The organism is Streptomyces sp. 7-21, from assembly GCF_016741785.1.
Taxonomy (GTDB): Bacteria; Actinomycetota; Actinomycetes; order Streptomycetales; family Streptomycetaceae; genus Streptomyces.
In genome coordinates, this window is record NZ_JAERRL010000016.1 from 38,281 (window position 1) to 57,638 (window position 19,358).

General features: G+C 74.1%; 15 protein-coding genes. 7 read left to right on the plus strand and 8 right to left on the minus strand.

Translation table 11 applies throughout. The features are described 5' to 3' along the window. Positions 1-30: 30 nt before the first annotated feature. From rsmA to rsmI, 4 genes are all read right to left on the minus strand, one after another. Positions 31-909: a 16S rRNA (adenine(1518)-N(6)/adenine(1519)-N(6))-dimethyltransferase RsmA gene (gene rsmA / locus JK356_RS18715; RefSeq protein ID WP_201869816.1), complete on the minus strand. Its 879-nt coding sequence runs from the start codon at positions 907-909 to the stop codon at positions 31-33. Further along, on the minus strand, positions 906-1,778 hold the full coding sequence (locus JK356_RS18720) for a TatD family hydrolase (protein ID WP_201869817.1): 873 nt from the start codon (positions 1,776-1,778) through the stop codon (positions 906-908). The genes rsmA and JK356_RS18720 overlap by 4 nt, the downstream gene beginning before the upstream one ends. 74 nt (positions 1,779-1,852) lie before the next feature. Continuing rightward, a complete protein-coding gene (locus tag JK356_RS18725) occupies positions 1,853-2,125 on the minus strand; it encodes a hypothetical protein (RefSeq protein WP_201869818.1) in 273 nt (90 codons plus the stop codon). Positions 2,126-2,205: 80 nt separating this feature from the next. After that, the gene (gene rsmI / locus JK356_RS18730) at positions 2,206-3,147 is read right to left on the minus strand and encodes a 16S rRNA (cytidine(1402)-2'-O)-methyltransferase (protein WP_201869819.1); all 942 of its coding nucleotides are present in this window, start codon (positions 3,145-3,147) and stop codon (positions 2,206-2,208) included. 146 nt (positions 3,148-3,293) lie between these two features. Here rsmI and JK356_RS18735 point away from each other — a divergent pair, with 146 nt between their 5' ends. After that, positions 3,294-5,015: a dolichyl-phosphate-mannose--protein mannosyltransferase gene (locus JK356_RS18735; protein ID WP_201869820.1), complete on the plus strand. Its 1,722-nt coding sequence runs from the start codon at positions 3,294-3,296 to the stop codon at positions 5,013-5,015. Positions 5,016-5,204: 189 nt separating this feature from the next. Next, on the plus strand, positions 5,205-6,869 hold the full coding sequence (locus tag JK356_RS18740) for a penicillin-binding transpeptidase domain-containing protein (RefSeq protein ID WP_201869821.1): 1,665 nt from the start codon (positions 5,205-5,207) through the stop codon (positions 6,867-6,869). Positions 6,870-6,958: 89 nt separating this feature from the next. Here the strand turns inward: JK356_RS18740 and JK356_RS18745 are convergent, their stop codons facing one another. Further along, positions 6,959-9,205 carry an MMPL family transporter gene (locus JK356_RS18745; RefSeq protein ID WP_201869822.1) on the minus strand — a complete coding sequence of 749 codons (2,247 nt, stop codon included), beginning with the start codon at positions 9,203-9,205 and terminating at the stop codon, positions 6,959-6,961. 222 nt (positions 9,206-9,427) lie between these two features. Between JK356_RS18745 and JK356_RS18750 the strand changes: the two genes are divergently transcribed. Both JK356_RS18750 and JK356_RS18755 read left to right on the plus strand, forming a co-directional pair. Next, complete coding sequence (locus JK356_RS18750; protein ID WP_201869823.1) at positions 9,428-13,012, plus strand: S41 family peptidase; 3,585 nt, start codon at positions 9,428-9,430, stop codon at positions 13,010-13,012. Between the two features lie 126 nt (positions 13,013-13,138). After that, the gene (locus JK356_RS18755) at positions 13,139-13,309 is read left to right on the plus strand and encodes a hypothetical protein (RefSeq protein WP_201869824.1); all 171 of its coding nucleotides are present in this window, start codon (positions 13,139-13,141) and stop codon (positions 13,307-13,309) included. A 144-nt stretch (positions 13,310-13,453) separates the two neighbouring features. Here the strand turns inward: JK356_RS18755 and JK356_RS18760 are convergent, their stop codons facing one another. Then, positions 13,454-14,389, minus strand: coding sequence for an alpha/beta hydrolase (locus JK356_RS18760; RefSeq protein ID WP_307815727.1), 936 nt, complete (start codon positions 14,387-14,389; stop codon positions 13,454-13,456). A gap of 161 nt (positions 14,390-14,550) precedes the next feature. Continuing rightward, the gene (locus JK356_RS18765) at positions 14,551-15,180 is read right to left on the minus strand and encodes a TetR/AcrR family transcriptional regulator (RefSeq protein WP_201869826.1); all 630 of its coding nucleotides are present in this window, start codon (positions 15,178-15,180) and stop codon (positions 14,551-14,553) included. 223 nt (positions 15,181-15,403) lie between these two features. Here JK356_RS18765 and JK356_RS18770 point away from each other — a divergent pair, with 223 nt between their 5' ends. After that, a complete protein-coding gene (locus JK356_RS18770; RefSeq protein WP_201869867.1) occupies positions 15,404-16,381 on the plus strand; it encodes an ABC transporter permease in 978 nt (325 codons plus the stop codon). Here JK356_RS18770 and JK356_RS18775 read toward each other — a convergent pair. After that, a complete protein-coding gene (locus JK356_RS18775) occupies positions 16,357-16,851 on the minus strand; it encodes a GNAT family N-acetyltransferase (protein WP_201869827.1) in 495 nt (164 codons plus the stop codon). The two genes, JK356_RS18770 and JK356_RS18775, sit on opposite strands and share 25 nt — an antisense overlap. Before the next feature lie 142 nt (positions 16,852-16,993). Here JK356_RS18775 and JK356_RS18780 point away from each other — a divergent pair, with 142 nt between their 5' ends. Both JK356_RS18780 and JK356_RS18785 read left to right on the plus strand, forming a co-directional pair. After that, on the plus strand, positions 16,994-18,433 hold the full coding sequence (locus tag JK356_RS18780) for a BNR repeat-containing protein (RefSeq protein ID WP_201869828.1): 1,440 nt from the start codon (positions 16,994-16,996) through the stop codon (positions 18,431-18,433). A gap of 80 nt (positions 18,434-18,513) precedes the next feature. After that, on the plus strand, positions 18,514-19,317 hold the full coding sequence (locus tag JK356_RS18785) for an exodeoxyribonuclease III (RefSeq protein ID WP_201869829.1): 804 nt from the start codon (positions 18,514-18,516) through the stop codon (positions 19,315-19,317). Positions 19,318-19,358: the final 41 nt, after the last annotated feature.

The window sequence follows — 19,358 nt, forward strand, 5'->3', positions numbered from 1 at the left end:
GTTCTCGCGGGCGTCAGGGGGCGGACGGGTTCAGCGCGCGGGCCGGTGCTCGGCGAGGCGGGCGAAGTCCTCGATGGTCAGCGCCTCGCCCCGGGCGCGCGGCGGCACGCCCGCCGCCGCGCAGGCCGCCTCGGCCGCGTCGGCGGAGCCCGCCCAGCCGGCCAGCGCGGCGCGCAGCGTCTTGCGGCGCTGGGCGAACGCGGCGTCGACCACGGCGAAGACGCCGGCCCGGTCGGCGGTGGTGCGCGGCGGCTCGCGGCGGGTGAAGGCGACGAGCGCGGAGTCGACGTTGGGCACGGGCCAGAAGACGGTGCGGCCGACCGACCCGGCGCGGCGCGTGGCCGCGTACCAGGCGGTCTTGACGGTGGGCACGCCGTACGCCTTGCCGCCGGGCGGGGCCACCAGCCGGTCGGCGACCTCCGACTGCACCATGACCAGACCGCGGCGGATGCCGGGGAAAGTCTCCAGCACGTGCAGCAGCACGGGAACGGCCACGTTGTACGGCAGGTTGGCCACCAGCGTCCCCGGCTCGGGCCCGGCGCCGGCCAGGTCGCCGGGCGCCAGGCGCAGCGCGTCGGCGTGGATGAGGGAGAAGCGGTCCGCCCGCTCCCCCAGCCGGGCGGCCACGGTCGCGGGGAGCGCGTCGGCGAGCACGTCGTCGATCTCGACGGCGGTGACGTGCGCGGCCCGGGACAGCAGCGCCAGCGTCAGGGAGCCAAGGCCGGGGCCGATCTCCAGCACGGCGTCGTCCTCGCCGATCCGGGCGGCACGGACGATGCGGCGGACGGTGTTGGCGTCGGTGACGAAGTTCTGGCCGCGCTGCTTGGTGGGGCGCAGGCGCAGCGCGTTGGCCAGCTGCCGCACGTCGCCGGGGCCCAGCAGGCGGTCGTCGGCGGTCCGTTCGGTCACGCGACGGCCCCGGCGGGCTGGCCGAAGGCGCGCGCGGTGTTGTCCGCGATGTGGCGGGCCAGTTCGTCTTCGGGCAGGCCCTTGACCTCGGCCATGGCGCGCAGGGTGTGCGGGATCAGGTACGGGGCGTTGGGCCGTCCCCGGTGCGGCACGGGCGTGAGGAACGGCGCATCGGTCTCGACCAGCAGCAGCTCGGGCGGGGCGGCGGCCAGGGCCTCGCGGAGCGGAGCGGCGGAGGCGAACGTGACGTTGCCGGCGAAGGACATGAAGTAGCCCGCCTCGGCGCAGGTCCTGGCCATGGCGGCGTCCCCGGAGTAGCAGTGGAAGACGGTGCGCGGCGGGGCGCCCTCCTCCGCGAGGATGCGCAGGACGTCCGCGTGCGCCTCGCGGTCGTGGATCACCAGGGTGCGGTCCAGCTCCTTGGCCAGCGCGATGTGGCGGCGGAACGAGTACTGCTGTGCCTCGACGCCCTCGGGGCCGGTGCGGTAGTAGTCCAGGCCGGTCTCGCCGAGCGCGACGACCTGGGGCAGCGCCGCCAGCTCCGCGATCTCGTCGAGGGCGGCCTCGAGGGCCTGCGGGCTGCCGAAGCGGGGGGCCTCGTTGGGGTGGAGGGCCACGGCCGCCCAGATCTCGTCGTGGCGGGCGGCGGCCGCCACGGCCCACCGGGCGCGCGGCAGGTCACAGCCGATCTGCACGACGCGGGTGACCCCGGCGTCCGCGGCCTTGGCCAGCGCCTCCTCGACCGGGGTGCCGTGCATCTCCCGCTGCATGTCGAGGTGGGTGTGCGAATCGGCCACCGGCACCGCGAGGGGCACCGGCGGCGGGGGCGGGACGTTCTCCAGCGCCTTGGCCTTGGCGGACTTGGGCATGCCCCCGATCCTAAACGGGCGCCGGCGTGCCGTTTCCGGGCCGGCCGGACCGGCCCGGGGCGGGGGTGCGGGGGCTAGGGGATGTACCCGACCACGTCGCGGGCGTGGCGGGCGCGGTCCACGAGCCCGGAGCGCATCACGCGCACGCGGTGGCTGCCGCAGGTGTGGCAGTCCGGGCTCGTCAGCGGCGAGGGCACTTCCCGGCCCCCGGCGTGGTACCGCACGAACTCCTTGCCGTCACGGTCCGTGTCGTGCTCGATCGTGTAGGTCTGCTCCCAGGTGTGGCCGCAGGCCAGGCAGGCGAAGGAGTAGGCCTCCTGCTTGGTCGTGCCGGTGCTGTCCTTCATGACGCACTCGCCTTGAACTAGCCGGAAAATCAGTCGGAATGTCCGTGATGTTCCATTTTATCGCGGTGGTGCGCGTCGCTTCATCCCCGGAACCCGCCGGCCTCCCCCGCCTCGTCTCCGGCAGTTTCTCCGGCAGTTTCTCCGGCAGCGTCCCCCGCGGCCTCACGGGCGGCCGCTTTGGCAGCGACGACCGCGTCGAAGACCCGCCGCTTGGGCACCCCCGCCTCCCGGGCCACGGCCGCGATGGCGTCCTTGCGCCGCTCCCCCGCCGCCTCCCGCGCGGCCACCCGCCGCGCCAGCTCCGCGGGCGCCGCCGCCTCGCCGCCACCGCCGCGCGGCGCGCCCTCGACGACGACGGTGATCTCGCCGCGCACCCCCTCGCCGGCCCAGGCGGCCAGCTCCCGCAGCGGCCCGCGCCGCACCTCCTCGTACGTCTTGGTCAGCTCCCGGCACACCGCCGCGCGCCGGTCTTCGCCGAACGCCTCCGCCATCGCCGCCAGCGTCGCCGCCAGCCGGTGCGGCGCCTCGAAGTAGACCAGCGTCCGCCGCTCGTCCGCCGCCTCCGCCAGCCGTGCCGCCCGCTCCCCCGCCCGGCGCGGCAGGAACCCCTCGAAGCAGAACCGGTCCACCGGCAGCCCCGAGACCGCCAGCGCCGTCAGCACGGCCGAGGGCCCCGGCACGGCCGTGACCCGCACGCCCCGCTCGACCGCCGCCGCCACCAGCCGGTACCCGGGGTCGGAGACCGACGGCATCCCGGCGTCGGTCAGCAGCAGCACGCGGGCACCGCCGGCCAGGGCGTCGGCCAGCTCCGGGGTGCGGGAACGCTCGTTGCCCTCGAAATACGACACGATGCGCCCGCCCGGCTCGGCGCCGAGCTCCCGGGCCAGCCGCCGCAGCCGCCGGGTGTCCTCGGCCGCGATCACGTCCGCCGCCGCGAGCTCCTCGGCCAGCCGCGGCGAGGCGTCCGCCACGTCGCCGATCGGGGTACCGGCCAGCACCAGCACGCCGTGATGGGGGTTCATCCGCCGCCGCCCTTCTCAGTACTCCTGCACAGAACTCCTGCACAGAGGTTGCCTGGGTCTCCGGAGCGCTCACGGTCCTCACCGTGCCCTCTCCGGCTCCGCCGTCCGCGTCCATCCTCACAGGGGCGTCACCGGCGGATGCCAAGATGGCCCGCGTGAGGAGCAGCGAGACCGCCACCGGGACACGGCCAGCACCAGGCACCGAGCGGGTGCCGGGCTGGGAGCGGCGGCTGCGCCTCTTCGGCTACACGCCGCGCCGGAAGGCCGGCGTCGGGCACCGGCTGGTCCCGCCGTTCCCCGAGCCGGGGACGGCCACGTGGCGGTTCCTCGGCTTCTCCGGCGAGGCGTCGCTCCGCCTGGCGCGGCTGTCCGCCTGGGGCGGGCCGCTGCTGGTCGCGCTCGTCGCCGGCGTGCTGCGCTTCGCCCGGCTCGGCAGCCCGGACGCGGTGATCTTCGACGAGACGTACTACGCCAAGGACGCCTGGTCGCTGCTCCAGAAGGGCTACGAGACCGAGTGGCCCGACGACGCCGACGAGCGGATCATCGCCGGGGCCACACCGTTCGACGACACCGCCGCCTACGTCGTCCACCCGCCCGGCGGGAAGTGGGTCATCGCCCTCGGCGAGTGGTTCTTCGGGCTCACCCCCTTCGGGTGGCGCTTCATGGTGGCGCTGCTGGGCACGCTGTCGGTGCTGATGCTGTGCCGCATCGGCCGCCGCCTGTTCCGCTCCACGGCCCTGGGCTGCCTCGCGGGCGGGCTGCTGGCCGTGGACGGGCTGCACTTCGTGATGAGCCGCACGGCCCTGCTGGACCTGGTGCTGACGTTCTGGCTGCTGGCGGCGTTCGGCTGCCTGCTCCTCGACCGCGACGCCGCGCGGGCCCGGCTCGCCGCCGCCCTGCCCACGGGCAGCGACGGCGTCACCCGGCCGCAGGCGGACACCGGCGCGCGGCTGCGCCTGGGCTGGCGGCCGTGGCGGATCGCCGCCGGGGTCTGCCTGGGCCTGGCCTGCGCCACGAAGTGGAACGGCGCCTACGTGCTCGCCGCCTTCGGGATCCTCACGGTGCTGTGGGACGCGGCGGCGCGCCGTACGGCCGGCGCGTACCGCCCGTACCGCGCGATGCTGCGGCGCGACGCGCTCCCGGCGTTCTGCGCGCTGGTGCCGGTGGCGCTGCTGACGTATCTGGCGTCCTGGACCGGGTGGTTCGCCACCTCCGGCGGCTACCACCGCGACTGGGCCGAGACGGCCGGGCAGGGCGGGTCGTTCACCTGGGTGCCGGGCCCGCTGCGCAGCCTGTGGCACTACACGTTCCAGGTCTACAACTTCCACGTCTCGCTGGAGTCGCCGCACGACTACGAGTCCAACCCCTGGTCCTGGCTGGTCGCGGCGCGGCCCGTCAACTACTACTACGTCTCGGCGGAAGAGGGCCAGAACGGCTGCGGCTTCGCCGGGGGCTGCGTCCGCCAGGTGCTCGCGCTGGGCACCCCGCTGCTGTGGTGGACCGCCTGCTTCGCGCTCGCCTACGCCTGCTACCGCTGGCTGTTCCGCCGGGACTGGCGGGCGGGCGCCATCCTCTGCGCGGTGGCCGCCGGCTACCTGCCGTGGATGCTGTACCAGGAGCGCACGATCTTCTACTTCTACGCGGTCGTGCTCACGCCGTTCCTCTGCCTGGCCGTCGCCCTGCTGATCGGCGCGATGGCCGGCCCGCCGGGGTGCAGCGAGCGCCGCCGCGTCAGCGGCATCGTGGCCTCCGGCGTGCTGGTGCTGCTGATTATCTGGAACTTCATTTATTTCTACCCGATTTACTCCGGTCTGGAGATTCCCCAGGACGGCTGGCACGACCGCATGTGGCTCGATACCTGGGTGTGACCGGTCCGTGCCGTCGCGCGGCGCGTGACCGGGTAGGCTGCGCTCCCCCGAGGGCGTTCGCTGTGCCGGCGCGTCGTCAGCGCGCGGCCGCGCCCCGGGAGCGGGGGAGCATCTTTCTTCTTTCCACGTGAGCACCTCTCACCGTGGGAACGCAGCGACTTCACGGGCGATTTCGGGAACAGGGCGGTCATGCGGGACGGTCAGAGACTGGCGGTTATCGGCGGGGCGGTGGTGGCCGCCGCCACCGTCGTCGGCTTCGCGGCGTACGGCGTGATGCACTTTGGCGGCGGTGATGGCGACGGCACCGGGACGGTGGCGGCGGCGTCCGGCACTGGGCAGGACGACTCCGCGCAGCAGGACGGGCCGCCGGCCGAGGCGGAGGTGCGGGAGACGGCGGCCGGGTTCCTCACGGCCTGGGAGGAGGGCGACGCGCGGGCCGCCGCCGCGCTCACCGACGATCCCGGTGCGGCGCGCGCCGCGCTGGAGGCGCTGGCCGAGGAGGCGGGCGTTACGGACCTGACGGTGGCCGCGGGCGAACCGGAGGAAGGGACCGTGCCGTTCACCGTGGACGCGCGGATCGCGTACCGGGCCCAGGGCGAGCGGCACGAAGCCCCGTTCGGCTACGAATCGGAGCTGACCGTGGTGCGGTCGGCCGGCTCCGGCGAGCCCGTCGTGCACTGGGAGCCGTCGGTGCTGTATCCGGGGCTGCGGGAGGGCCAGTCACTGGCGACCGGACCGCTCCAGCGGCGCGCCGACGTCGAGGTGCTGGACGCGAACGGCGACGTGCTGAGCGCCGAGGAGTTCCCCTCGCTGGCGCCCGTGCTCGCCGACGTGGCCGAGCGGTACGAGGAGGAGTCCGGCGCCTTCCGCGGCAGGTCGCTGAACATCGTGGACGCCGGCGGCGAGGTGGTCGAGCGGCTCCAGCGCCTGGCCGAGCCGGAGACCGGACAGGTGCCGACGACGATCGACCCGGCGGTCCAGCGCGCCGCCGAGGACGCGGTGGCGGCCGAGGACGGCGCGTCCGCCGTGGCGATCGAGCCGAGCACCGGCGCGATCAGAGCGATCGCCAACGAAAACCCCGACGGGTTCAACACCGCGCTCCAGGGCTCGTACGCGCCGGGCTCCACATTCAAGATCGTGTCGGCCTCGCTGCTGATCCAGGAAGGGCTGGCCTCGGCCGGCGAGCCGCACCCGTGCCCGAAGTTCTTCGAGTACGGCGGCTGGCGGTTCCAGAACCTCGACCGGTTCGAGATCCGCGGCGGCACGTTCGCCGACAGCTTCTCGGCCTCCTGCAACACGGCGTTCATCAGCCAGGCGCCCGAGCTGGACGACGACGCGCTGGGCAACCACGCCCGGGACGTCTTCGGCCTCGGCCTGACCTGGGAGGTCGGCACCGCGACGATGGACGGCCAGGTCCCCACGCAGTCGGGCGCACAGATGGCGGCGTCGCTGATCGGGCAGGGCGGGGTGCGGATGAACCCGCTGACGATGGCCTCGGTCTCGGCGACGGTGCAAAACGGCGGGTTCCGCCAGCCCTATCTGGTGCCGGCCGAGTTCGACGGCAGGCAGCTGGCCCAGGCTCCCGGGGAGCTGTCGCCCGCCGCCGCGGAGGAGCTGCGGGGACTGATGAACACCACGGCCCGGTACGGCACCGCGGCCGAGGCGATGGCGGGCCTCGACGGCGACATCGGCGCCAAGACGGGCTCGGCCGAGGTCGACGGGCAGGAGCGGCCCAACGCCTGGTTCACCGGCTACCGCAACGACCTGGCGGTCGCCGCGGTCGTCCCCGACTCCGGCCACGGCGGCGAGTTCGCCGGGCCGATCGTCGCGGACGTGCTGCGCTTGGCCGGCTGAGCGCGGACCAGAGCGCCACGAGCCCGGTGCGGCGGGACCCGCACCGGGCTCGTGGTGTGTTCAGGCGGCGGCGCGCCGGACGGGCGGCGTCAGCCGACCGGCTCCGGCTGCCGCTGCTGCGCGTCCTGGGCGGGACGGCCCTTGCCCTGCGCGTCGAGGTACCGCCCCAGCGACTCGCCCTCGACGTCGACGTTGGGCAGGATCCGGTCCAGCCACTTCGGCAGCCACCAGGCGCGCTCGCCGACCAGGCCCATGATCGCCGGGACGATCGTCATGCGGACCACGAAGGCGTCGAGCAGGACGGCCGCGGCGAGGCCGAAGCCCATCATCTTCACCATCGCCTCGGCGGAGGTGACGGCGAAGCCCGCGAAGACGCTGATCATGATGACCGCGGCGGCCGTGACCACCCGGGCGTTGAGGTTGAAGCCGGTGACGACGGACTGCTTGGGGTCCTCGCCGTGGACGTGGGCCTCGCGCATCCGGGTCACGAGGAAGACCTCGTAGTCCATGGCCAGGCCGAACACCACGCCGACCATGAAGATCGGCATCATGCTCATGATCGGCCCGGTCTCCTCGACGCCGATCAGCTCGGCGCCCCAGCCCCACTGGAAGACCGCCACGACGGCGCCCAGGGCGGCGAGCACGGAGAACAGGAAGCCGAGCGCGGCCTTCAGCGGCACCAGGATGGACCGGAAGACGACCATCAGCAGCACGAACGCCAGGCCGACGACCAGCGCCAGGTAGGGCACCAGCGCCCGGTTCATCACCTCGGAGAAGTCGATGTTCGCCGCGGTGGCGCCGGAGACGAAGATGTTCGTGCCGGTCTCCTCGCCCAGGCCGTCCGAGACGTCGGCGCGGATGCGCTCGACCAGTTCCGTCGTCTCGTGGTCGGCCGGGCCGGTCGCCGGGAACGCCAGCATCGTGGCGACTGTGCCGTCCTGGTTGAACGCCGCGGGCGCGACCTGGACGACGCCGTCGAGGCCGCTGATCTCGTCGCTGATGGTGGTGGTCGCGGCCTCCATGTCCGTGCCGTCCTGGCCTTCGATGACGAGCATCAGCGGACCGTTGAAGCCGGGGCCGAAGCCCTCGCTGAGGAGGTCGTAGGACCGGCGGAGCGTGGTGTCCTCGGGCTGGGTGCCGTTGTCCGGCAGGCCCATCTCCATGCTGGCGAGGGGGGCCGCGAGGGCGCCCAGGGCGGCGACCGCGGCGATCAGGACCAGGCCGGGGCGGCGCAGGATCGCGCGCGACCAGCGGGTGCCGCCGTTGTCCTTGCCGGAGTTGCTGAGCGAGGACGGCACGCCGGTCTCGGGGTTCTGCCGGCGCATCCGCCGCCCGAAGATGAACTTGCCGACGATGCCGAAGGCCGCGGGCACCAGCGTCAGGGCCACGATGACGGCGATGGCGACGGTCGCGGCGGCGGCGAGGCCCATCTTGGTGAGCAGCGGCACGTTGACCACAGCCAGGCCGGCCAGGGCGATGATGACCGTCAGGCCCGCGAAGATCACGGCGGAGCCGGCGGTGCCGACGGCGCGGCCGGCGGCCTCCTCGCGGGAGTGGCCTGCGACCAGCTCCGCGCGGTAGCGGGAGGCGATGAACAGCGCGTAGTCGATGCCGACGGCGAGGCCGATCATCGACGCCAGGATGCCGGTCATCGCGGACAGGCCCAGGGTGGCGGACAGGGCCGTGATGCCGGTCACGCCGGCCATGAGGCCGATCAGGGCGGTCAGCAGCGGCAGCCCGGCGGCGACCATCGAGCCGAAGGTGATGACCAGCACGATCGCGGCGACGATGATGCCGATCACCTCGCCGCCGCCCAGTTCGACCTCTTCCATGGCGACCTCGCCGCTGGCCTCAACGGTCAGCCCCGCCTCGCGGCCGGTCTCCATGGCGTTGACGAGCTGCTCACGCATCTCCGGCGTGATGTCGCTGAAGGTGACGCCGTAGTCCACCGTGGTGTAGGCGTGCGTCTTGTCCGGGTTGACCGTGCCCGTCTCGAACGGGTCGGTGACGGACAGCACCTCGTCGCCGTTCCGCAGCTGGGCCAGCACGTCCTGGATCGCGGCCCGGTTCTCCTCCGAGGCCAGCGTCTCACCCTCGGGAGCCGCGAAGACGACGGTGGACTCCATCGCGTCGGCGTTCGCCTCGGCGAAGGACTCCTCCAGCACGTCGAAGGCTTCCTGGGACTCCGTGCCGGGAAGCGAATAGTCGTCGTCGGGCGGGTCACCGGCGTTGGCGGCGGCGGCACTTATGCCGACCAGCAGGGCAAGCCAGGCAGCGGCCACCCACCAGCGGCGCCGGAAGCACAGGCGGCCGAGTTTGTACAGAAACGTAGCCACGGGGCAGGTTCTCCTGTCCGGGGTGTCGTGAAATGGAACGGTGGGGAGAGGGGCTGAGGCGGCAGGGCGGACGGGGTAAGGGCGGGCAGAGATGTGTCAGTTCATGCCACGAGACGCGCAACCGCCTGCCTCGGGTGAGCCAATGACACATATTGTGATTCAGATCACAACATGTTCCTTTCGTGACTTGCCGCCATCGTCCCAGCACCGAAGCATGGAACCGTGAGCGACGAACTCAACACATCCGCCGAGTCCCTCAGCCAACCCGAGGAGTGTGACGGCTACCTTCGTTTCCCGCATCTTCACGGTGAACTGCTCTGCTTCACCGCCGAGGACGATCTGTGGATCGCCCCGCTCCCGGAACCCGGCCAGCGGCCGGGCCGGGCCTGGCGGCTGACCGCCGACCGCACGCGCATCGCCACTCCCCGATTCTCGCCGGATGGCCGCCACATCGCGTTCATCAGCTGGCGGACGCTGGATCCGGAAATACACCTCGCGGCCGTCGACGGTGGCGGCCCCGCGCGGCAGCTGAGCTTCTGGGGTGCCTCCGACACGCGCGTCTGCGGCTGGACACCGCCCGACGCCTCCGGCCCCAGCCGGATCCTTGCGGTCAGCTCGCACGAACAGCCGTTCTCGCATCTTACCTGGGCGTATCAGCTCTCCCCCGAGGGCGGACCGGGCGAGAAGCTGCCCTGGGGCCCCGTCGCCGACATCGCGGTCACGGGCAGCGGGGCCGAGCGCCGCACCCTCCTGCTCACCGGCAAGGCGCCGCACGAACCGGCCGCCTGGAAGCGGTACCGGGGCGGCGCCATGGGCCGGCTGTGGTTCCACGGCCAGCGGCTGCTGCCCGGTCTGGGCGGCCACATCGACTGCCCGATGATCGTCGGCGACCGGATCGCGTTCCTCTCCGACCACGAAGGGATCGGCAACCTCTACTCCTGCCGCTTCGACGGCACCGACCTGCGGCGGCACACCGACCACGACGACTTCTACGCCCGCCACGCCTCGACCGACGGCCGGCGCGTGGTCTACCAGTGCGGCGGCCAGCTCTGGCTCGCCGAGAACCTCGATGACCCCGAAGGTGTGCCCCGGCGCCTGCCCGTGCGCCTGGCCGGCCCGCGCACCGGGCGCCGCCCGTACCAGATCCCGGCCGCCCGCCACGTCGACTCGCTGGCCGTGGACACCACCGGCCGCGCCAGCGCGGTCTGCGTGCGCGGCAGCCTGTACTGGCTGACCCACCGCGACGGCCCGGCGCGCGCGCTCGCGGCCACGCCGGGCGTGCGGGTACGCGAGCCGGTCATGCTCGGGGACACCGGGCGGATCGCCTACGTCACGGACGCCGAGGGCGAGGACGCCATCGAGATCGCCTACCTGCCGCGCGCCAGCGGCGGGCGGGAGCCGGTCCGGATCGCCGCCGGGCAGCTGGGGCACGTGCGGGAGATGGCGGCCTCCCCGGACGGCACGACGCTCGCGGTCGCCTCCCACGACGGGCGGCTGCTGGTCATCACGGTGCCGCAGCCGGAGGCCAGCGACGCCGGCGGGCCCGGCACGGGCGGCGGCAGCGGCGGTGACGGCGGTGACGGCACAGACACGGACGCCGGCGGAGGGGCCGGAACCGACAAGGACGCTGGCAAGGACGCCGGCAAGGACGCCGGCAAGGACGCCGGCAAGGACGCTGACAAAGACAGCGGTAAGGACAGCGGCAAGGACAGGACGGGGGCGGCGGACTCCGGCGAGGCCGGGACCGCCCGGCCGGAGGTGACCGAGCTGGTGCGCTCGGTCAACGGCCCGGTGCGCGACCTGGCGTTCTCCCCCGACTCCGCCTGGCTGGCCTGGGCGCACCCCGGCATCGGCCACTCGCTGAGCAAGATCAAGATCGCGCGGCTGGCGGAGGCCGAGGGCGAGGAGCGGGTCCTGGACGTCACCGACGGCCGCTTCGAGGACGAGGAGCCGGTCTTCACCAGCGACGGCAGGTACCTGGCGTTCCTGTCGTGGCGCGGCTTCGACCCGGTGTACGACGTGCACACCGGCGACCTGTCGTTCCCGCTGGGCTGCCGCCCGTACCTGGTGCCGCTGTCGTCGGCGACGCGCTCGCCGTTCGCGATCACGCCGGAGGGCCGCCCGGCCATGGGCGGCCTGGACCCGGTCGACACCCGCGGCGAGGGCGGCGAGGACGGCGGCTCGGGCGAGGGCACGGTGCTGGTCGAGGCGGAGGGCCTGGCCAGCCGGGTGACGCCGTTCCCGGTGGCCGCCTCCAAGTACTCCTCGCTGTACCCGGTCAGCGGCGGCGGCCTGGTGTGGCTGCGGTGGCCGATCTCGGGCGCGCTGGGCGAGACGTTCGTCAACCCCGACGACACCTCGGGCAAGCCGACGCTGGAGCACTTCGACCTGGCCAAGGCCAAGCGGACCGAGCTGACCAAGCACATCGACTGGTTCAGCGTCAGCGGCGACGGCCAGCGCCTGGTGGTCTGCGAGGACGACGAGCTGCGCGCCGTGCCCGCGACCGAGACCGCCGACAGCGACTCCACGGTCGAGCTGGACATGCGGCGGATCACGCACGTCGTGGACCCGTGCGCGGAGTGGCGGCAGTCCTTCGAGGAGGCCGGGCGCGTGCTGCGGGACTACTTCTGGGACCCGAAGATGGGCGGCATCGACTGGCCCGGCGTGCTGGCGCAGTACCGGCCGCTGGTCGAGCGGGTCGCGACGCCGGACGAGTTCGCCGACCTGCTGCGGGAGACCGCGGGCGAGCTGGGCACCTCCCACGCGTACGTCTCGGCGGCGCGGCGCAACGAGGGGCCGCGCCACTACCAGCGGCCGATCGGCCTGCTGGGGGCCAACTTCACGCGCACGAAGGACGGCCGCTGGAAGCTGGCGCGCATCCTGCCGGGCGAGTCGTCCGACCCGAAGGCCCGCTCGCCGCTGGCCGGCACGGGCGTGCGGGAGGGCGCGGTCCTCACGCACGTCGGCGGGCGGCCGGTCGATCCGGTGCTCGGGCCGTGGCCGCTGCTCGACGCGACGGGCGGCACCAGCGTGGAGCTGACGTTCGAGGAGCCGGAGGGCGGCCAGCGCAGGATCGCCGTGATCCCGCTGGTCAGCGACCGCCCGCTGCGGTACCAGGACTGGGTGGCGCGGCGGCGCGAGGTCGTGCGCGAGCTGAGCGACGGCAAGTGCGGCTACGTGCACATCCCGGACATGGGCGGCTCGGGCTGGGCACAGTTCAACCGGGACCTGCGGCGGGAGTTCTCGATGCCCGCGCTGATCGTGGACGTGCGGGGCAACGCGGGCGGCCACATCAGCGAGCTGGTCATCGAGAAGCTGTCGCGCACGATCCTCGGCTGGGACGTCACGCGCAACGCGCAGCCCGTCTCCTACGCCTCGGACGCGCCCCGTGGCCCGGTGGTGGCCGTCGCGGACGAGGCGACGTCCTCGGACGGCGACATGATCACGGCCGCGTTCCGGCTGCTGAAGCTGGGCCCGGTCGTCGGCACCCGGACCTGGGGCGGCGTCATCGGCATCAGCGGCAGCCACCGCCTCGGCGACGGCACGCACATCACGGTGCCGATGAACGCCGCGTGGTTCGACGGCTACGGCTGGGGCGTGGAGAACTACGGCGTCGAGCCCGACATCGAGGCGGAGCGCTCCCCGGTGGACTGGGCCGAGGGCCGCACGGTCGTGCTGGAGACGGCGGTGCGGCTGGCGCTGGACATGCTCGCCGAGCGCCCGGCTGCCGAGCCGCCGGGCTACCGCGACATGCCGGACCGGCGCCGGCCGAAGCTGCCGCCGCGGCCGGGCCGGGCGCGCGGGTAGCGGCAGCCGGACGGGCGCACCAACGGAGATGCCCCGTTTTCACGCCAATGGCCCCGACATGCGCGGAGTGTCCTGTCATGCCACGCTGGCATCACAGCCCCTTCCTTCCCGCGAGGAGACAGACACATGGGCATCTCGGACCAGTTCAAGGACAAGGCGGAGCAGCTCCAGCGGCGCGCCAAGGAGATGAGCGAGAAGAACCAGTCCGGCAAGAAGAAGAAACCGGACGAGCACGGCAGTGACGTGACGGACCGCGCGAAGAAGGCGATGCGCGACCGCCAGCAGCGGGACCGCTGACACCTTCCGTGACGTGCCGCGCGGCCCCTGCGGCTCCGTGCGGTCCCGTGTGACGGGTACCCCCGGGTCCGGCTCCTCGCGGGCCGGACCCGTTCCCTGTCCAGCGGGCCGTGCCCAGGCGGCCGCGCGGCCGGCCCGCGCCGGTCAGGCCGGATCCCGCTCCTCGGTCGTGCCGCCGGCCGGCGAGCGCCCCGGCCCGCGCCGCCCGGCGGCCGCCTGGGCACGGATGGCGGCGGCGACCGCCCCGGGATTCTCCAGCGGCGTCATGTGCCCGGCTCCCGGCACGAGCACGGTCTGGGTCACCTCGGGCAGGCGGCTGGCCAGCCGCTCGAGGTGGACCGGCGGGGTCAGCCGGTCGGCCTCGCCGTGGACCAGGGTCACCGGCAGGGTGAGGCGGCCGAGCCGGTCGGCCAGGTCCAGCCGGGCCAGCACCGCCCCCCACTCGGCGCGCGCCCGGCGCGGGGCGGACTGCACGATCCGCGCGGTGCGGGCGCGCAGCCGCGGCGGGGCGCCGGGGCCGAGGGCGATGGCGGCGACGAGCCGCTGGGACAGCGGCGTGACCGGCCCGTACGGCAGCCGGGTGCGCAGCAGGCGGCGCTGGAGCGCCGAGCGCAGGGCGCCGGCCCGCAGCGGGATCACGGTGGAGTCCGGGACAAGCCGGTCGGCGCCGGTCGAGCAGAACACGGCGGCGCGGGCCCGCGCGTACAGCCCGGGGCGGTCGGCGGCGGCCATGACCGCCATGCCGCCCATGGAGTGGCCGCAGACGACGGCGCGTTCGCCGGCGGGCACGGTCGCGTCCAGCACGGCGCACAGGTCGTCGGCCAGCGCCTTGGTGCCGCAGGCGCCGGGCGTGGGAGGCGTGCGCCCGTGGCCGCGCAGGTCGTAGACGACGACCCGGTGGTCGGCGGCGAGCTCGTCGAGCACGGGATGCCAGAACGCGATGCGGCAGGTCCAGCCGTGCACGAGGACGACGGTGGGCGCACCGTCCGGACCGTGGATCTCGGTATGCAGGCGCGCGCCGCCCGTGGAGACCACGGTCATGGTGCGGAAGCCGCTGCGGGGGCTGTTACCAGGTGTCACGCGCTGACTCCTTCCCGTGCCAGGACGCGCGGCACCTCGCATGCGCCCGGATCCACCTCGCGGGTGACGTGCGCGCCGGCCGCGCCGTCCCTGCTGCCTGGGACGGGAGCGTAGAACAGAAACTTACTCACGGGTAGGGTCCGCGGCGGACGGACCGGACGCTACACCACGGCACCGCCCGTTCCGCCCGCCGGCGCGGGCACCGGGCCGATCGGGAGGATCGCGGACAGGCCGTTCCGGATGGTCTCCATGGCGAAGGGCATGCCCAGGGCCCGCTGCACCATGAAGCCCTGGCAGCAGGCGATCAGGGTGCGGGCGAGGTCCTCGGCCGGCAGGTCCGTGCGGACCTCGCCGCGGCGCTGGTACGCCTCGATGATGCCGGTCCAGATCCGGACCATGTCGGCCAGGAAGCCGTGGAGCAGGCGCCCGAGGTCCTCGTTGCGCACCGTCTCGGCCCAGACCTGGATGACCAGCGGCGGCGGATACTCCAGCAGCCGGGCGGCGTGGACCAGCGCCCCGGCCACGACCTCGCCCGGCGGGGCGGGGTCGGTGGCGCGCGAGGCGTCTTCGAAGGCGCGGCGGATGGTGCCGATCACCTCCCGCGCCAGGTCGGCGATGATCGCGTCCTTGCCGGGGAAGTAGCGGTAGACCGCCCCGGCCGACAGCCCCGTCTCCCGCAGGATGTCCTGCATGGTCGTGCTGTGGAAGCCGTCGCGGGCGAAGCAGCGCGCGGCGCCCTCGAGGATCTGGCGGCGGCGGGCATCGAGGTGTTCCTGGGAGACGCGGGCCATGGGCGCACTCTAAAAAAGAACGTTCGTTCTTGACAAGGGGCCGGGCAGGCACTCATCGTGGAGCCGCTCAAGAACGAACGATCATTCTTTTTACTCGCCGCACTCACGGGAGGACGTCGTGTCCGTTTCCGCACCGGCTCCCGCGACGCCCGGACCGTCCGGACCCTCCGGACCGTCCGGCACCGAGCCGCCCGCCCGCCCCGCCCGGGGACCCCGCGCCGCGATCGGCGTGGTCCTGCTGATATCCGCGCTCGTCGCCCTTGCGCTGTGGGCGTTCGCCTGGCCCGCCGCGCGGACCGGCCCCAACGGCCTGCCGGTCGGCGTCGCCGGGCCGCCCGCCGCGGCCGGCCCTCTCGCCGAGCAGCTGGCCGGCCGCGGCGGGGCGTTCGACGTCCACCGTTACGACGACGAGGCGAGCGCGCGCGCCGCCATCGCGGACCGCGAGGTGTACGGCGCCTTCGTCACCGGCCCCGGCGGTACCGCACTGCTGACGGCGTCCGCCGCCGGACCTGTCGTGGCGCAGACGCTCACCCAGGCCGCGGGCCAGCTGGCGGGCGGGAACGCCAAGGTGACCGTCACCGATGTCGTGCCCGCGCCGGACGGTGACCCGCGCGGGGCCGTCTTCGGCGCCAGCGTGATGCCGCTGGCGATGGCCGGCATCGCCACCGGCGCGCTGCTGACCGTCCTGGGACTGCGGGGCGGCCGGGGCGTCGTCACGCTGCTGGGCGTCGCCGCCGCGGCCGGCCTGGCGGGCACGGCGGTAGCGCACGGCTGGCTGGGCGCGCTGGGCGGCGACTGGTGGCTGGTGGCGGCCGCGCTCGGTCTCGTCACGCTGGCGGGCGCGGCCACCGTCGCGGGGCTGGCCACGCTGCTCGGCCCGCCCGGGATCGGGCTGGGCGCGGCGCTGCTGATGTTCCTGGGCAATCCCTGGTCGGGCGCCACGTCCGCGCCGGAGATGCTGCCCGACCCGGTCGGCACGCTGGGGCAGTTCCTGCCGCTGGGCGCGGGGGTGACGCTGATCCGCTCGGTCGCATTCTTCGACGGCGCGGCGGCGGCGTTCCCGGTGGCCGTGCTGGCGGTCTGGGCCGCGCTGGGGACGGCCGCGGTCGGGCTCGGACGCGGCCTGCCGCGGCGGCGGGCGGCCCGGACCGCACCGCGCGACGGAGCCGCGGCGGCTCAGCCGGCGAGCGGCTTGACGTAGCCCAGGCTGACATCGTCGTGGCGGTAGATGCCGAACATCTCCTCACGCGGCACGCGCCGGTACCCGCTGCTCTCGTACAGGGCCACGGCCTCGGGCTGGCGGGTACCGGTCTCCAGCACCATCCGGCGCCGCCCCGCCCGGCGGGCGTCCTCCTCCAGCAGGGCCAGGATCCGGCGCGCCAGGCCCTGCCCGCGCGCCTCGGGCACCACGTACATCCGCTTGATCTCGGCGTCGCCGTCCCGGTACCCCTCGTCGTTGGCTTCCTGCCGGCGCCAGCCGCCGCTGGCCACGGGGCGGCCCTGCGGGTCGTAGGCCAGCAGGTACAGGCCGTTCGGCGGGTCGAACATGGTCGCGTCGAGGGGGGTGGCGTCGCCGTCGGGGTCCCGGTAGCGCTCGCGGTACTCCGCTTGCACCAGGTCATTGAGCTTGCGCGCGTCGGGGTGGTCGAAGCGAACCGCGACAATGTTCATGGCGTGCATCGTACGAAGACTGGGCCCGCTCCCGCGCTGCGTTTTCCGTGACGTGTGCCCGGTCTGCGGCATTGACCCGCCCCGGACGAGTTGAAACCATTCATCGCGCCCGCCCGTCTCCCAGGTTCCCGCAGGAGCCGCCATGCGCCACGAGCCCAGCCGCAGGACCGTCGTCAAGGGCGCCGCCGGCGCCACCGCCGCCGGAAGCCTCCTCCCGGGCACCGCGAAGGCCCGGGGCACCGCCGCCCCCGCCGTCACGCCGCTGGGCACCTCGCTGCTCGACGCGCGCGCCCTGTACTTCGTCTCCTACGACGGCCTGGTCAACAACAACGCCTTCCAGCAGCACGGCCTGCTGACCGTGGGCGGCTACCAGTACGCCGTCTGGTACGCCGCCGACCGGCAGGCCACCGTCGCCCGCCGCGCCACCGGCTCAAGCGACTGGAGCGCCGTGCCGCTCGGCCACTACCTGAGCGCCGACGACTCGCACAACGTCATCTGCGCCGGGCACTCCCCCGAGGACGGCCGCCTCCACCTGGTGATGGACTCCCACAGCAGCGGCTACACCTACCTCTCCTCCGTCGCGGGCCTGCTCAGCTCGCCCGGATCGCACGCCTGGACCCGCGACAAGTTCGGCGCGCCCCGCGACAGCCTCGACGGCGCGGTGCTCACCCGCCAGTTCACCTACCCGCGGTTCCTCACCGCGCCCTCCGGCACGCTCCAGCTGAGCTACCGCGACGGCGTCTCCGGCGACGGCCAGGCCGCGCTCGCCGAGTACGCGGACGGCCGGTGGACCGCCCTGGGCGCCTGGTCCAGCGCCACCGGCACCTACCCCACGGACCACGGCACCAGCACGCGCCGCAGCCTCTACCTCCACGGCCTCACCTACGGTCCCGACGGCACCCTGCACGTCTTCGGCACCTGGCGCGAGCAGAACCAGGCCGTGACCTGCGGCGCCAACCTGACCAACCACGACACGGTCTACGTCCGCAGCACCGACGAGGGCCGCACCTGGACCAACGCCGACGGCACTCGCGTCGCCACGACCGGCTCCGGCACCGACCTGGTCGCCATCGGCTCCCCCGGCCTGGTCGCCGACCCGCTCGGCCCCGACCACGCCCTGATGAACCAGGAGTCCCAGGCCGTCGACTCCCAGGGCCTGCCGCACGCCCTGATCTCCTACGTGCCCGGCCGCTTCGGGCAGTGCGTCACCGACTACGTCGCGGGCCGCACCGCCCACGGCTACCCGTTCCACCTGCGCCGCGACGCCGCCGGGGCCTGGCACAAGACCGAGATCCCGGTGCCGCTGCGCTCCAGCCAGCGCGGCCAGCTCGTGCTCGACGCCCACGACAACGCCTACGCGGTGCTCCCCTACGGCCGGATCGCCGCCGCCTCCGCCGCCAGCGGCTGGTCGGACTGGACCCTGCTATACGACGGCACCGACGAGCTGAACGCCTTCGGCGAGGTGGTCGTCGACGCCCCGCGCGTGCGCGCCGAGGGCGTGCTGTCCGTGATGTACCAGGAGCGCTCCACCGGCACCACGCCCTCTCCGCTGCGCGTGGCCGACTTCGCGCTGCCCGCCTGAGCCGGGAGCCCCCGGCCGTCCGGGCCGCCCGGCGCGTGAGGTAGGTTCCGCGCGGAGCGTCAGCACGTCAGGAGGGCTCCGTGATCACCGTCACCACCGTCAACGTCAACGGGCTGCGGGCCGCCGCGAAGAAGGGCTACGCGGAGTGGCTGGCCGCCGGCCCGGCGGACATCGTCTGCCTGCAGGAGGTGCGGGCCGAGGAGGACCAGCTGCCTGAGGCCGTGCGCGCCCCCGAGGGCTGGCACGCCGTGTACGCCCCCTCCCGCACCGCGCGCGGGCGCGCGGGGGTGGCGCTGCTCACGCGGCGGGAGCCGGAGGAGGTGCGGGTCGGGTTCGGCGAGCCGGAGTTCGCTGACGCGGGGCGCTACCTGGAGGCCGACCTGCCGGGCCTGACCGTGGCCAGCCTGTACCTGCCCTCTGGTGAGACCGGCACGCCCCGGCAGGACGAGAAGGAACGCTTCATGGCGGCGTTCCTGCCCTACCTCACGGCGCTGCGGCAGCGCGCGGCGGCGGCCGGGCGCGAGGTGCTGGTGTGCGGCGACTGGAACATCGCCCACACCGAGGCGGACCTGAAAAACTGGCGCACCAACCGGCGCAACGCCGGCTTCCTGCCCGAGGAGCGCGCCTGGCTCTCGCGCGTCTTCGGCGACGAGGGCGGCTACGTCGACGTCATGCGCGCCCTGCACCCCGGCCAGGACGGCCCCTACTCCTGGTGGACCTACCGCGGCCGGGCCTTCGACACCGACGCCGGCTGGCGCATCGACTACCACGCCGCCACCCCGGGCCTGGCGCGGCGCGCGGTCAAGGGGTACGTGGAGCGCGCCGCCAGCTACGACCAGCGCTGGAGCGACCACGCCCCGGTGACGGTCGTCTACGACCACTGACCGCCACGGGCCGGTCCCGCCTGGGGTGCGCGCGCACCCGC

Bases quoted from the DNA above. Each gene is read 5' to 3' on its own strand.
- JK356_RS18720 (WP_201869817.1), bottom strand. From the start codon at position 1,778: ATGCCCAAGTCCGCCAAGGCCAAGGCGCTGGAGAACGTCCCGCCCCCG.
- JK356_RS18725 (WP_201869818.1), bottom strand. From the start codon at position 2,125: ATGAAGGACAGCACCGGCACGACCAAGCAGGAGGCCTACTCCTTCGCC.
- rsmI (WP_201869819.1), bottom strand. From the start codon at position 3,147: ATGAACCCCCATCACGGCGTGCTGGTGCTGGCCGGTACCCCGATCGGC.
- JK356_RS18735 (WP_201869820.1), top strand. From the start codon at position 3,294: ATGGCCCGCGTGAGGAGCAGCGAGACCGCCACCGGGACACGGCCAGCA.
- JK356_RS18740 (WP_201869821.1), top strand. From the start codon at position 5,205: ATGCGGGACGGTCAGAGACTGGCGGTTATCGGCGGGGCGGTGGTGGCC.
- JK356_RS18755 (WP_201869824.1), top strand. From the start codon at position 13,139: ATGGGCATCTCGGACCAGTTCAAGGACAAGGCGGAGCAGCTCCAGCGG.
- JK356_RS18765 (WP_201869826.1), bottom strand. From the start codon at position 15,180: ATGGCCCGCGTCTCCCAGGAACACCTCGATGCCCGCCGCCGCCAGATC.
- JK356_RS18775 (WP_201869827.1), bottom strand. From the start codon at position 16,851: ATGAACATTGTCGCGGTTCGCTTCGACCACCCCGACGCGCGCAAGCTC.
- JK356_RS18780 (WP_201869828.1), top strand. From the start codon at position 16,994: ATGCGCCACGAGCCCAGCCGCAGGACCGTCGTCAAGGGCGCCGCCGGC.